This is a genomic window from Rhizobium sp. AG855, from assembly GCF_003610655.1.
GTDB lineage: Bacteria > Pseudomonadota > Alphaproteobacteria > Rhizobiales > Rhizobiaceae > Allorhizobium > Allorhizobium wuzhouense.
On record NZ_RAQG01000003.1, the window covers coordinates 2,793,697 to 2,806,868 of the forward strand.

17 protein-coding genes are annotated in these 13,172 nt (G+C 62.8%); 11 read left to right on the plus strand and 6 right to left on the minus strand.

Annotated elements, in window-relative coordinates:
- Positions 1–56: 56 nt before the first annotated feature.
- From DFO46_RS13925 to DFO46_RS13955, 7 genes are all read left to right on the plus strand, one after another.
- Positions 57–284, plus strand: coding sequence for a DUF6290 family protein (locus tag DFO46_RS13925; protein WP_110789782.1), 228 nt, complete (start codon positions 57–59; stop codon positions 282–284).
- Positions 268–537, plus strand: a complete 270-nt coding sequence (locus tag DFO46_RS13930) for a type II toxin-antitoxin system RelE/ParE family toxin (protein WP_120277699.1) — start codon at positions 268–270, stop codon at positions 535–537. The genes DFO46_RS13925 and DFO46_RS13930 overlap by 17 nt, the downstream gene beginning before the upstream one ends.
- A gap of 3 nt (positions 538–540) precedes the next feature.
- Positions 541–1,287 (plus strand): hypothetical protein, encoded by a 747-nt coding sequence (locus DFO46_RS13935; protein WP_120277700.1) that lies wholly within the window; start codon positions 541–543, stop codon positions 1,285–1,287.
- A gap of 53 nt (positions 1,288–1,340) precedes the next feature.
- Positions 1,341–1,733 carry a hypothetical protein gene (locus DFO46_RS13940; RefSeq protein WP_147412770.1) on the plus strand — a complete coding sequence of 131 codons (393 nt, stop codon included), beginning with the start codon at positions 1,341–1,343 and terminating at the stop codon, positions 1,731–1,733.
- A gap of 4 nt (positions 1,734–1,737) precedes the next feature.
- Positions 1,738–2,184 carry a DUF305 domain-containing protein gene (locus DFO46_RS13945; RefSeq protein ID WP_120277702.1) on the plus strand — a complete coding sequence of 149 codons (447 nt, stop codon included), beginning with the start codon at positions 1,738–1,740 and terminating at the stop codon, positions 2,182–2,184.
- A gap of 96 nt (positions 2,185–2,280) precedes the next feature.
- Positions 2,281–2,988, plus strand: a complete 708-nt coding sequence (locus DFO46_RS13950; RefSeq protein WP_120277703.1) for an HAD family hydrolase — start codon at positions 2,281–2,283, stop codon at positions 2,986–2,988.
- An 8-nt stretch (positions 2,989–2,996) separates the two neighbouring features.
- Positions 2,997–3,662, plus strand: coding sequence for a DNA-3-methyladenine glycosylase I (locus DFO46_RS13955; RefSeq protein WP_120277704.1), 666 nt, complete (start codon positions 2,997–2,999; stop codon positions 3,660–3,662).
- A 3-nt stretch (positions 3,663–3,665) separates the two neighbouring features.
- On the opposite strand, the gene DFO46_RS13960 is transcribed toward DFO46_RS13955, so the two are convergent.
- Positions 3,666–4,295, minus strand: coding sequence for a DNA-3-methyladenine glycosylase I (locus DFO46_RS13960; protein ID WP_120278258.1), 630 nt, complete (start codon positions 4,293–4,295; stop codon positions 3,666–3,668).
- Between the two features lie 215 nt (positions 4,296–4,510).
- On the opposite strand from DFO46_RS13960, the gene DFO46_RS13965 reads away from it, so the two are divergent.
- The 3 genes from DFO46_RS13965 to DFO46_RS13975 all read left to right on the plus strand — a co-directional run bounded on the left by DFO46_RS13965 (position 4,511) and on the right by DFO46_RS13975 (position 6,898).
- A complete protein-coding gene (locus DFO46_RS13965; protein ID WP_120277705.1) occupies positions 4,511–5,317 on the plus strand; it encodes a L,D-transpeptidase in 807 nt (268 codons plus the stop codon).
- Between the two features lie 154 nt (positions 5,318–5,471).
- Entirely contained in the window at positions 5,472–6,092 is a 621-nt protein-coding gene (locus DFO46_RS13970; protein WP_245422617.1) for a L,D-transpeptidase, read from the plus strand.
- A 146-nt stretch (positions 6,093–6,238) separates the two neighbouring features.
- Complete coding sequence (locus DFO46_RS13975) at positions 6,239–6,898, plus strand: outer membrane beta-barrel protein (protein WP_120278259.1); 660 nt, start codon at positions 6,239–6,241, stop codon at positions 6,896–6,898.
- Positions 6,899–6,911: 13 nt separating this feature from the next.
- On the opposite strand, the gene DFO46_RS13980 is transcribed toward DFO46_RS13975, so the two are convergent.
- The 5 genes from DFO46_RS13980 to DFO46_RS14005 form a co-directional block, all read right to left on the minus strand.
- Positions 6,912–7,385 carry a hypothetical protein gene (locus DFO46_RS13980; protein WP_120277707.1) on the minus strand — a complete coding sequence of 158 codons (474 nt, stop codon included), beginning with the start codon at positions 7,383–7,385 and terminating at the stop codon, positions 6,912–6,914.
- A gap of 65 nt (positions 7,386–7,450) precedes the next feature.
- On the minus strand, positions 7,451–8,776 hold the full coding sequence (gene glcF, locus DFO46_RS13985; RefSeq protein WP_120277708.1) for a glycolate oxidase subunit GlcF: 1,326 nt from the start codon (positions 8,774–8,776) through the stop codon (positions 7,451–7,453).
- Positions 8,777–8,826: 50 nt separating this feature from the next.
- Positions 8,827–9,207: a DUF4870 domain-containing protein gene (locus tag DFO46_RS13990; protein WP_110789794.1), complete on the minus strand. Its 381-nt coding sequence runs from the start codon at positions 9,205–9,207 to the stop codon at positions 8,827–8,829.
- A 12-nt stretch (positions 9,208–9,219) separates the two neighbouring features.
- Positions 9,220–10,413, minus strand: a complete 1,194-nt coding sequence (locus DFO46_RS13995; protein ID WP_120277709.1) for an FAD-binding protein — start codon at positions 10,411–10,413, stop codon at positions 9,220–9,222.
- A 289-nt stretch (positions 10,414–10,702) separates the two neighbouring features.
- A complete protein-coding gene (locus DFO46_RS14005; protein ID WP_120277711.1) occupies positions 10,703–12,136 on the minus strand; it encodes an FAD-linked oxidase C-terminal domain-containing protein in 1,434 nt (477 codons plus the stop codon).
- A 138-nt stretch (positions 12,137–12,274) separates the two neighbouring features.
- Here DFO46_RS14005 and DFO46_RS14010 point away from each other — a divergent pair, with 138 nt between their 5' ends.
- A complete protein-coding gene (locus tag DFO46_RS14010) occupies positions 12,275–13,171 on the plus strand; it encodes a LysR family transcriptional regulator (protein WP_110789798.1) in 897 nt (298 codons plus the stop codon).
- Position 13,172 lies beyond the last annotated feature (1 nt).

Sequence of the window (13,172 nt, forward strand, 5' to 3'; positions counted from 1 at the left end):
CTGGAAAATGGTCGGGTGCGGTGGTATGTTTGCACGCGAAACCAGAGGTTGGACCGATGAACAAGCGCGTCACGCTCGATATGCCGGAAGAAATGCATCAGTTGATCGTCGAATACGCGTCGGAGGCGGGTGCGGAGCCGGATGATTATCTGCGCCAGATGATTCAGCGCGAACTTGAAAATCTCCAAGACCTCGCCGCCGCAGATGAGGCCATGAAGCGAATACAGAGCGGAGAGGACAAGGTCGTCAGTTCCGAGGAGTTCTGGCGTGGCCTGGACGATTGAGTATCGGCAGTCCGTTCAAAAAACGATCAAGAAACTCGACCCCGTCGTTCGCCGACGCATCAAGCAGTTTCTGGAAGAGCGGCTCGCCAAACACGACAATCCCAGAAGCCTTGGCGATCCTCTTCATGGCAGCAAGCTTGGTGCCTATTGGCGCTACACAGTTGGCGACTACCGCATCATCTGCGATATCCAGGACGGCAAACTCGTGGTGCTCGTGGTCGAGATCGGCCATCGCAGCTCCGTCTATCGGTAAGACATGATCCTCGAAGCCCTGAATTATGCCGCGACGTGGCCGCTCACTTCCGCCGCGCACCGCCCCTTCATCCGCTCCTCCGTCAATCTCTGGGCGCGCGCCAATCGCTGCCGCACGGCCTGGGCCGAACATGAACGGCAGACGAAGGCGGCCATTCTGAAGGCGGCAGAGCAATGCCGGCAGCGGCGGACGGTGGTGGTGCTCGGTTCGGGGCTGCTGCGGGACGTGCCGATCACGGAACTCTCTCGGCTCTTCGATACGGTGGTGCTGGTTGATCTCGTGCATCTGGCCAGCGTCCGAGGCTGGCTGAAGCTCAAGGGCCTGAAGAACATCCGGCTGATCGAGCGGGATCTTTCGGGGCTGGATGCGCTGCTTGCTGGCGAGGTTTTGGAGCCGCTCGCGTTTCTCCGGCAGGTGCCCTATCTCGATCTCGTGGTCTCGGCCAATCTCCTGTCGCAGATCGGCATTGGCGTGGCACGGCGGCTCGGTGGGCAATCCGAAGACGGCGACAGGGTCCGGCAGGCGATCGCAGCACATGTCGAGGGACTGGCGCAGGTTCCAGCTGCCACCTGCCTTGTCACCGATGTCAGCTATGCGGTGATCGACCGTGGCGGTCTTCGGCACGAGACTGTGGACCTCATGCATGGCGTCGACCTCGGCACACCCTCGGCCCGATGGGACTGGCCGGTCATTCCCTTCGGTGAAGAAAGCCGCGACTACCAGATCGTCCATCACGTGATCACGCGTTGAGACCAGGGCTGCCAGCCTTGCTTTCGTCGAAATGGCGGACCATCTTTTGCGGCATGAAATCACTCGTCCGCCTCCTGCTGCTCGTCGCGGCGCTCAGCTATGGTGCCATGCCCATGACTGGCATGCCGGCCATGGCGATGCCTGTGGCGTTTGAGACGGATCATGCGGGCGATGAGCAAAAGCCGATCCCGGCTGCAAAGGGGATGGCAAGCATCGATTGCCCGCATTCCGGCGGTGAGATGGCCGCTGCTGATCCGGGCGACGGCGCCGATCATGCTTCCAAACCGATGACGAACGGCGGGCATTGCGCCGCCTGCCTGACGCTGCCTGCCAGCCCTCTTCTGCGCGACAGCGGAAAAGCTGCCCGTGCGGCGGAGGCCGCATCGGCTGCACCCCGGCTCGTCTCCACCTTTTCCGCTCCGCTGACACCCCCTCCCCGCGCCTGATCGGATGAAAGCGCGCGGCCCTTTGGGCTTGCGCATTGCCATCACAGATCAGCACAGGAGAACTCACATGCTGAAAACCATTCTCGTTGCGGCGTCGCTTACGGCCGTATTGTCCACGTCCGCCGTTTTCGCCCAGGACAACACCATGCATCAGGGACACGACATGTCTTCCATGGGCCAGGGCATGATGGACGACAGCCCCTCGTCCAAGGCCTTCCAGGAGGCCAACGAAAAGATGCACAAGGACATGGCCGTTCCGCTCACCGGCAATGCCGATGTCGACTTCGTGCGCGGCATGATCCCGCATCATCAAGGCGCGATCGACATGGCGAAGATCGTGCTCGAGCACGGCAAGGATCCCGAAATCCGCAAGCTCGCGGAGGGCGTGATCAAGGCCCAGGAAGGCGAGATTGCCATGATGAAGGACTGGCTGAGCAAGAACGGACAGTGAGTAAGCCTTCAAGAACCTGCAATGGCGCCAAACGGCGCCATTGCTTTGCCCTGCGGAGAGATTAGTCTCACGCGTCCTGACCGAAAAGGAGGCGTCATGTCCAACCGCCCTGTCTCCGTGATCGGCTTTGATGCCGACGACACGCTCTGGCAGAACGAGCAGTATTACAAGCTGACCGAAAGCCATTTCCGCAGCCTGCTCTCCGCATATGCCGAAGGCGATCGCGTGTCGGAGCGCCTGCTCGAGGCGGAAAAGCGCAACCTCGCCCATTACGGTTTCGGCATCAAAGGTTTTACCCTGTCGATGATCGAGACGGCCTTGGAAATCACCGAAGGGCGTGCGCCGTCTTCCGTCATCAGCGAAATTCTCGCGATCGGTCGCGATCTGCTCGGACACCCCGTCGAATGTCTGCCGCATGCCCGCGATGCCCTGGAGGCGCTGGCGGGCAAATATTTTCTGGTGATGATCACCAAGGGCGATCTCTTCGATCAGGAGCGCAAGCTCGCACAATCCGGGCTCGGCGACTATTTCGATGCGGTCGAGATCGTCTCGGACAAGACCGCCACCACCTATCGGCGGATTTTCGGCAAACATGGCGAGGGGCCGGAGCGGTCGATGATGATCGGCAATTCGCTGAAGTCCGACATCGTGCCGGCGATCGCCGCCGGGGCCTGGGGCGTGTTCGTGCCACATGACCTGACCTGGGTGCTGGAGCATGTCGACAAGCCGACCGAGGCGCCGCGTTTTTGCGAGATCCCCGATCTCGGACATGTGCCCGACCTCGTCGCCAATCTGAAGGGCTGAAGACCCCCATGCGCAATTTCGACGAGATCTACCAACTCGCCGTGGCCCGCAAGGGCGAAGCGGGCGTTCTGGAAAGCCTCCTTCATCCGAAGTCACAGGCCGAAATCGCTGAGATGCCGGACGATCGTTTCCTGGCGCTGATGACCAAATGCATCTTCCAGTCTGGGTTCAACTGGAAGGTCGTCGAGGCGATGTGGCCCGGCTTCGAGGCGGCCTTCAAGGGCTTCGATATCGGGCGTTGCGCCATGCTGCACGACGAGGATTTCGGGCGACTGGTTTCCGATGTCAGGATCGTGCGGCATGGACCGAAGATCCGGGCCGTACAGGAAAATGCGGTTTTCCTGTCGGACATCGCCCGCGAGCATGGCAGTGCCGGCGCCTTCTTCGCCGGCTGGCCGACGGAGAATTACGTCGGTTTGCTTGACCTCCTGCAGAAGAGAGGATCGCGGCTCGGCGGCAATACCGGGCAATATTTCCTGCGATTTTCCGGCATCGACAGCTTCATCCTGTCGCAAAGCGTGGTGAACCGGCTGATGGCCGAGGGCATCGTGACCAAGGCGCCGACCTCGGCGAAAGACAAGGCTGCGGTGCAGGCGGCGTTCAACACGTGGCGGGAGCAATCCGGCCGGTCACTCACGGAGATCAGCCGCATTCTTGCTGTCAGCATCGACTGAGGCTCAGGGGCGCACGAGCCGTGCCCTCAGCTCTTCATTGCGGGCACGGCAGCAACAGCCCTCGATGTGGTCGTTGACCAACCCCATGGCCTGCATGAAGGCATAGACCGTGGTCGGGCCGACAAAGGTCCAGCCGCGCTTCTTCAGGTCTTTCGACAGGCGCACCGAGGTGGGCGAGGTCGGGTTGGCCTTGAGCGTGGCGTAATCCATGCGGGCCGGGCGTTCGGCGGTTTCGGGTTCGTAACTCCAGAAGTAACGAGAGAGCGATCCGAACTCCGCCTGAAGGTCGATCGCGCGGCGGGCGTTGTTGATGGTCGAGACGATCTTGCCGCGATGACGGATGATGCCGGCGTCAGCCAGGCACCGGGCGATGTCTTCGTCGCCGAAGCGGGCGACCTGATGGAAGTCGAAGCCGGCGAAGGCCGCGCGGAAGTTTTCGCGTTTCCTGAGGATGGTCAGCCAGGAAAGGCCGGACTGGAAACCTTCGAGGCAGATCTTCTCGAACAGCCTGACATCGTCGGTGACGGGCTTTCCCCATTCCTCGTCGTGATAGAGGCGATAGTCTTCCAGCCCACCGTGCCAGAAGCAGCGATCCAGGCCGTCTTCTCCCCGGATCAGGCCTTCCGCGATCATGTCCATACGATTCTCTCCCGATGCGGACAGGCGTTTACCATTTGTTCACGATTTTTCCAAACCGGATGCTAACCCTGACAGAAGGTTTACGGCATCCATCGCATTTTCATGAACGGGTCTTTACCAATTGGCGGCGCTCGTTCTGGCACGATCCTGGTGAACCCGGCCGGCTTTTCGCCCGCCGCCGTCTTCGGTCCCATGTTGCGAGTTGTCCGATGTTGAAAAAATCAGTCCTGCTGGCCGTGATCGCCAGCCTGCCCCTTGCCTTTTCCGCCACGGCCAATGACCGTTACCAGAGCCGGCCGCCGGTCATGGTGAGCCCGGACCTCTCGGCCGCCTGGGTCCTGCAGCTCGGCGGTGTTCCGGCGCAGACACGGGGTTATGCGACACGGCCGGTCGCCAATGCCGGCCGCCAGATGGTGCCCGTCTATCGCCAGCAGGCCATGCAGCCACAGCCGGCCCGTCAGCGTCCGCTGGTTCAGCAGCAGCGCCGCGTTCTCTTCGGGCAGCAGCCGGCAGCGCAGCAGGTCGCCATGCGCCCCAACAAGCCGGTGCGCACGCAGATCGAGCCGCAGTTCCTGCCGCAGATGGTGGAGTACCAGACCAAGGAGAAGCCCGGCACGATCGTCATCGATACGCGCCAGCGCTTCCTGTATCTTGTCATGGCCGACGGAATGGCCAAACGTTACGGCGTTGGCGTCGGCAAGCCGGGCTTCGAATGGGCCGGCACGCACAAGGTCACCGCCAAGCGTGAATGGCCGTCGTGGAACCCGCCGCAGGAAATGATCGCCCGCGAAGCGGCAAAGGGTCACTATCTGCCAGCCAGCATGGAAGGTGGTCCGGAGAACCCGCTCGGGGCGCGCGCGATGTATCTCGGATCGACGCTTTACCGCATCCACGGCACCAATGCGCCCTGGTCGATCGGCAACGGTGTCTCCTCCGGCTGCATTCGCATGCGCAACGAGGATGTGACCGATCTTTATGAACGGGTCCCGGTCGGGACCAAGGTTATTGTGATCTAAGCCACACCATTCGTCACAATGGCGTTCTAGGCTCTTGCATTAGAAAAGGAAGCGGATAGGCTCCAACCCCAGTATTTCCAGGGGACAAACCATGCCTGATTCCATCACGACCCGCGTTGCCGCGACCTTGATCGCGGCGACTTTCCTTCTTCCCATGCCTGCAAGCGCGATCAGCCTCAACCGTGTCCAGACGACCAGTGACGTCACGTTGGTGGCCCAGCCGAAGCAGGTCGCCGAGAAGTTCAAGCGCAAGGTTGTCCGGCTGACGACCGACGAGAAGCCCGGCACGATCATCATCGATACCAACAACAAGTTCCTCTACTTCGTCGAAGGCAACAACCGCGCGACCCGTTATGGCGTCGGCGTCGGTCGCGACGGCTTCGGCTGGTCCGGCGTTGTGAAGATCGGCCGCAAGTCGGAATGGCCGGAATGGCGCCCGCCGGCGGAAATGCGCCGCCGCGAAGCCGCCAAGGGCCATATGCTGCCCGTCGTGCAGGAAGGCGGCCCGGACAATCCGCTCGGCGCGCGCGCGATGTATCTCTACAAGGGTGGCCGCGACACGATCTTCCGTATCCACGGCACCAACCAGCCCTGGACGATCGGCCTCAACATGTCGTCCGGCTGCATCCGCATGATGAACAAGGATGTCGAGCATCTCTACGAGCGTGCCGATATCGGCGCCAAGGTGATCGTGGTCGGCCCCGGCAACAAGCAGGGCGATGTTTCCTTCGACGACAAGGGCATCGACATCCTGCGCACGATCTTCGGCGGCTGAGATCAAGCCAAGGATCCGAGAAATGTTGCGACCGCGCCACAGGCGCGGTCGTTTTGCTGTCATCTTCCTGTCGCCTCGGCGATGCAGGCTTCGGTCCAGGGCGTGGCCGATCAACCTCGCCAGCCATCATTGCCGGGGACTTCTTGATGACATCGCGCATTTTCTCGCTGGCCTTCGCCGGCGCCCTTCTGACCGCCCTCACATCCACCGCCCATGCCGAGATGGCGATTTCGGTCTATAGCGGCTTCCAGACCGCTCCGCACAGCGACGTGCATGTGTCCGATGGTCCGGATATCCGCACCGGCTGGGAAGGGCGCTCCTTCGACACCCCACCCTATTACGGTGTCCGCGGCACCTGGTGGATGGACGGGATGGGCAAGCCCAATCTGGGTCTGGCGGTCGATTTCAGCCATGCCAAGGTCTATGCCGACGACGCGACGCTTGCCGCGTCCGGCTGGTCACATTTCGAATTTTCCGACGGGCTCAACCTTCTGACGCTGAACGCGCTTTATCGCATGCCGATCGAGGGCACCAAGTTCGTGCCTTATGTCGGCGCGGGTGCAGGCGTGAACATTCCGCATGTGGAAGTCACGCGCGGGTCGGGCAGGACCTTCGAATACCAGCTCGGCGGTGCGACCCTGCAGGCGCAGGCAGGCGTGGCCTACGAGTTCACCAAAAACTGGTCAGCCTTCCTGGAATACAAGGGCAACTATTCCTGGGTCGATGTCGACATCGATTCCGGTGCGACGCTGAAGACGAAGATCCTGACCAATGCGGTCAACCTGGGTGTAAGCTACAAGTTCTGAGCACCGACGCGGCTCAGCCCTTGATCGCGCAGAAGATCGGGGCTTCGTGGTCGAGGAGAATGTCGCCCTCGACCCGGCTTCCGGGGACGAGGTGTTGCACCGCCAGATGATAGGTGCCTTCGTAGCGCGGATACTTGTCCGTCTCGCGACTGGTCATGATCGACATCGTGACGCGGTAGACCGGCGATTTCGGCGGCGAGAAGGCCTGCATACTGAAGCGGAGATCATGTCCATCCGTCCAATGCTGGCGCAGCATGTCGGAATTCAATTCGAAACGGCGGAATTCCGGCGGCACGTCATTGTCCCTGACGCCCGCGATGCCACGGAAATGAATGAGTTGCTGCTCATCCTTCTTGCTGAACCCCGTTTCCAGCGAGGCGCTGACGACCGCATCGGAGGCGGCGCAATAGATGCGTTCGGCAGCCATGCCGGGCAGCGCCCACGAACAGAGCACAAGCAAGGCGATCGGCAGACGTTTGTTTCCCATGGCAGCCTCCCCGGACGAACCATCCTGGGACAGATATAACAGTTTTCGCTTAACAATTCACTCAGTCACCGGTGCTCTCGGCCCGCCACGCGGCTTTTCAGCGCCTTGGGGCACGGGCCACCATAGGCCCAATTGAGCAGTTCCACCGTGTGCACCACCGGAATACCGGTGGCCGAGCCGATCTGGGTCATGCAGCCGATATTGCCGGCGGCGATGACGTCCGGCTTGGTCTTCTCGATATTCTTGACCTTGCGGGCCTTCAGCCGCGCCGAAATCTCCGGCTGCATGATGTTGTAGGTTCCGGCCGAACCGCAGCAGAGATGGCCTTCCGGCGGATCTTTGACCGTGAAGCCCGCCGATTTCAGCAGCAGCTTCGGCGACATGGTGACCTTCTGGCCATGCTGCAAAGAGCAGGCCGAGTGATAGGCGACGGTGAGGCCCTTCGTCTCCGCAATCGGCAGGTCAAGCGTCGAGAGATATTCGGTGACATCCTTGGCGAGCGCCGAGACGCGCGCCGCCTTTTCCGCATAGGCCGGGTCCAGGCGCAGCATATGACCGTAGTCCTTGATCGTCGTGCCGCAGCCCGAGGTGGTGACGATGATGGCGTCGAGGCCACCATCTTCGATGGCGCGGGTCCAGACATCGACATTGCGGCGGGCGCTGTCCAGCGCCTGTTCTTCGCGGCCCATATGATGGACGAGCGCGCCGCAGCAGCCCTCCCCCTGGGGAACCACGACTTCGATGCCGAGTCGGGTCAGCAGCGAGATCGCGGCCTCGTTGATGCCGGGGTCGAGCACCGGCTGGGCGCAACCAGTGAGTATGGCGACACGGCCACGGCGGGTTGCCGCTGCGGCATGGGTTGCGGGCCTGGCGAAGTCGGACGGTGGCGCGACTGTCGAAGGCGCGAGGCGCAGCATGGCCGCCACCGGCTTTAGCGGCTTCACCTTGCCGAAGAGGCCGGCGAAGGGGCGCCCGAGGGCCGCGAGTTTGAGGGCCAGCCGGAAACGGCCGGGATAGGGCAGCACCATGGCCAGCATGTTGCGGGTCAGCCGGTTCATCAGCGGGCGGCGATAGGTCTTTTCGATATGGATGCGGGCATGGTCGACCAGATGCATGTAGTCGACGCCCGAAGGACAGGTCGTGGTGCAGGCCAGGCAGGAGAGACAGCGGTCGATATGGGTGACCACCTGCTCGTCGGCCGGACGGCCGTTTTCCAGCATGTCCTTGATCAGGTAGATGCGACCGCGCGGGCTGTCGAGCTCATTGCCGAGCGTCACATAGGTCGGACAGGTGGCCGTGCAGAAGCCGCAGTGCACACATTTACGCAGGATGCTTTCGGCCTCCGCGACATGGGGATCGGCGAGCTGATCGGCGGTGAAATTGGTCTGCACGCATGTCCTCCCGGGGGAGCGACGCAAACCGCCGCTCCGATCATGTCAGTTCAAATCCACCAGCTGGTGGGGCGGGCGATCGGTTCGCCGGCCGAGGCTTTCTGCAGGCCGATGACGCAGCGAACAACGATCCAGATGGCGACCGCAAAGACCAGGACGAAACCGATTGCCAGCAGCATCAGGATCGAGGCGATCAATGCGTAGAGAAGGCCGATCCAGAAGGTCCTGATGGCATAGGTGTAGTGTGTGTCGACCCAGGCCGGGCCCTTGCCGCGGTTCACATAGGCCATGATCAGCCCGACGATGCCGGTGAGGCCGACGACGAAGCTGACGAGATAGAGGACATAGACCAGCTGGGCATTCACGCGGCCGGGTGAAAACCAGCCTTCGCCACCCGACGTCGCCGGTGGCTGATAGTTCGGATCAGTCATGACAAAACTCCTTCACGTCATCAAACCAGGATTGAAGATCCCGTGCGGATCGAGTTTTGCCCTGATACGGGCGGAAAGCAACGCGACGGCCGGCACCTGAGGCTCGAAGGCTGCGACTTCGGCGCGGATCTGCGGTGCTGCCCTGACAAGGGTCGCATGGCCGCCGCCGAGTGTGCGGATACCATGGCGCAGCACTTCGGCCTCTGCGTCCGCTTCCATGCGCATCCAGACGAGCCCGCCCTGCCAATCGTAGTAGGCATCGATGCCGGCGCGGAGCCTGAGGCCGGCGACCAGCTTCCAGGCTTCGGACGGTGCCATGGAGACACGCCAGAGCGGGCGCGTCGTGCCATCGGCATAGGGCATGACGTCACGGATTTCGGCCCAGAGCGCTTGCGTGTCGTCCGCATCGAGGCGGCTGACCGGACCGATACCGTCCATCGCCGCCGTCAGCTTTTCGGCGCGCACCGCAACAGAGGCTTCAAGACCCTCGATGCGCATGACGGTTGCGGCACCGTCAGGGAGCTTGCCGCCGATGAAGCGAGCCCGCACGCTTTCCGGAAGGTGGGCGGCACCGGAGACCTCGACGGAGAGCGAGAGGGCGGCGGCGAGGGCCTTCATCGCCTGCTCGTCTTCCAGACCGGAGACAACGATGGTGGCGGCTGTCTTCGGCACGGAGAGCACCTTGAAGGTGACCTCGGTGAGGAAACCCAGCGTTCCATGCGAGCCGGCGAGCAGCTTGACGAGATCGAGACCGGTGACGTTCTTCATCACCTTGCCGCCGGCCTTCACGACATCGCCTGCCCCGTTGACGAAACGGAGGCCGAGCAGATGGTCGCGGGCAGCGCCCGCCGTGAACCGGCGCGGTCCCGAACTGTTGACGGCAAAGAGACCGCCGATGGTGGGCGTGCCGGACGTGCCCATGGCGCCGCGATGATCCATGGGTTCGAAGGCCATGCTCTGACCGTTTGCCGCAAGGGCCGCCTCAATCTCGGCGACCGGCGTTCCGGCGCGGGCCGTCATGACCATTTCGGCAGGGTTGTATTCGGTGATGCCTGTGAGCGCCGACGAGGACAGGATGGCGTCTGCGGCAACGGCGTTGCCGAACCCCACACGGGTGCCACCACCACGGATGTGGAGCGGGGTTTTGCTGGCAGCGTGCTCCCGGATGAGCGCGGCGGCTTCGGTTTCGGTTGCGGGGGTCAGCATGGGGTGGCTTTCGCGTTTACGGCGGCTTGCGGATGCATTGGCGCAAGCTCGCCCCCCTCTGCCCTGCCGGGCATCTCCCCCACGAGGGGGGAGAGTGGATCGGGCTGCCGCTCGGTCGTTCGGATACGATCCGACACAGGCTCACGAGAGGGCGCGAAACGGCGAGAGGCTTCAGCGGGCGAATGCTTGCCGAGCGCAGGGCGCTGGCGGGTTCCCACTCTCCCCCCTTGTGGGGGAGATGTCCGGCAGGACAGAGGGGGGTAACCCAAGGAGAAAAATGACATTGCCTTCATGCCCTCCCCTCCAGCGGAAAGACCTTGGAGGGATTGAGTAACCAGTCCGCATCAAAGGCCGAGCGCACGGCCATCTGCTGGTCGAGATCGACCTGGGTGAACTGGTGCAACATCAGGTCTCGCTTCTCGATGCCCACACCATGTTCGCCGGTGAGGCAACCGCCCGAATCCACGCAGAGTTTGAGGATTTCCATGCCGGCGGCTTCGGCGCGGGCGGCATCTTCGGTGTCGTTGATGTTGTAGAGGATCAGCGGATGCATATTGCCGTCGCCGGCGTGGAAGACATTGGCGACGCGCAACCCGTAGCGGTCGATGATCTCGGAGGTCTTGCGCAGGACGTAGGCCAGCTGGCTGAGCGGCACGGTGCCATCCATGCAGATGTAGTCGGCGATACGGCCGGTGGCGCCGAAGGCGGATTTGCGGCCTTTCCAGATGAGGGCCGCTTCCGTGGCCGACTGGCTTTCGCGCACGGTCTTGACACCATGACGTTTGGCGATCTCGACGATGGCAGCGAGCATGGCGTCCATCTCGGCCTCGGAGCCCTCGACCTCGACGATGAGCAGTGCCTCCACGTCGAGCGGATAACCGGCCTTGGCGAAGGCCTCGCAGATCTCGATCGCCGGCTTGTCCATGAACTCGATGGCAACCGGAATGATGCCGGCACCGATGACATCGGCCACACAGGAGCCGGCAGCCTCGGCACTGTCGAAACCAAAAAGCACGGGGCGGGCGCCCTCAGGCTTGGCGAGCAGACGGACGGTGGCTTCGGTGACGATGCCGAGCTGGCCCTCGGAGCCGCAAACGAGGCCAAGCAGGTCCAGCCCGTCTGCGTCCAGATGCTTGCCGCCGAGGTCGATGATCGTGCCATCGACCAACACAAGCTTCACGCCCAGCAGGTTGTTGGTGGTGACACCGTATTTCAGACAGTGGGCGCCGCCGGAGTTCATGGCGATGTTGCCGCCGATGGTGCAGGCAAGCTGCGAGCTCGGGTCGGGGGCGTAGAAATAGCCGTCGGCGCCGACGGCCTCCGAAATGGAAAGGTTGGTGACGCCGGCCTGGACGGTCGCGCAGCGATTGGCGTAATCGACTTCGAGGATGCGGGTCATGGCGGAGAGGCCGAGCACGACGGCATCTTCCTGCGGGATGGCGCCACCCGAAAGCGAGGTGCCGGCGCCGCGGGGGACGACGGGAATGCCGTAGCGGTGGCAGTATTTCATCACGGCCGCGACCTGCGCGGTCGTCTCGGGCAAGACGACGGCGAGCGGGCGGCGGCGATAGGCGATGAAGCCGTCGGTCTCAAAGGGAACGAGTGCGGTCTCTTCGGCAACGAGGCGGCCTGCCGGCACCAGTTCCTTCAGGTCGGCCAGGATCTCGGCACGACGCGACAGGACCCCGGGCCTTAGCGGCAAAAAGGCGATGGCCTCGCTCATGACTGTGTCCTCCCCCGTTTGCGGTGATCCTAGCCGTTTGGGACTCGCCACTCAACTGGTCCAATTTTCTTACCACTAGGACTTTTGCAGGGCAAATGCTATGCACTTATGTCTATTTTGGAAAAAGTGGCACGCCCCATGGCCAATCTCGGTGATCTCGAAGTCTTTGTGCGGGTGATCGCGGCCGGCAGCATGTCGACGGCGGCCCGCGATCTGGGGCTTTCGCCTGCGGTCGTTTCCAAGCGCATCAAGCGGTTGGAGGACAAGCTCGGCACGCGGCTCCTGCAACGCACGACGCGGCAGATCTCCCTGACGGAGGCGGGCCAGGGATTTCACGAGCGAGTGCTGACCGTGCTCGGCGGGCTGGAAGAGGCGGAAGCCTTCGCCTCTGGCCGCTCGTCGGAGGTCAACGGCACGCTGAAGATATCGGCCTCGACCTCCTTCGGGCGCATGCATGTGGCGCCGCATCTCAAACCCTTCATGGACAAGCACCCGGATCTCGCGATCCATCTGGTGCTCTCGGACGAATTCACCGACATCGTCGGCGGCGGCTTCGATCTGGCGATCCGCATTGCCGAACTCAACGATTCCTCGCTCGTGGCGCGCAAGCTCGCACCGGTGCGTCGCGTCCTGTGTGCGGCTCCGTCCTATCTCGCCGACCACGGGACGCCGGAAACGCTCGATGACCTCAGGAAGCACCGCTGCCTGCCGGCGCATAACCATGAATCCTGGCGCCTGGAGGGGCCGAACGGGCCTGTCGTTCTACGCCCCGAGGGCATGCTGATCACCAATTCCAGCGAAGTGATCCGCGAGGCCGTGATCGCCGGTCTCGGCATTGCCCTGCGCTCCACCTGGGATATCGGCGCGGAGCTGAAGAGCGGCAAGCTCGTGCAGGTGCTGCCGCAGTATGAAAGCTCGCGCAATGTGGCACTGTCCGCCGTCTATCCGAGCCGTCAGTTCCTGCCGGCCAAGGTGCGGCTGTTCATCGATTATCTGGCGGAGTTGTATGGGCCGGTGCCCTATTGGGAACGCTAGG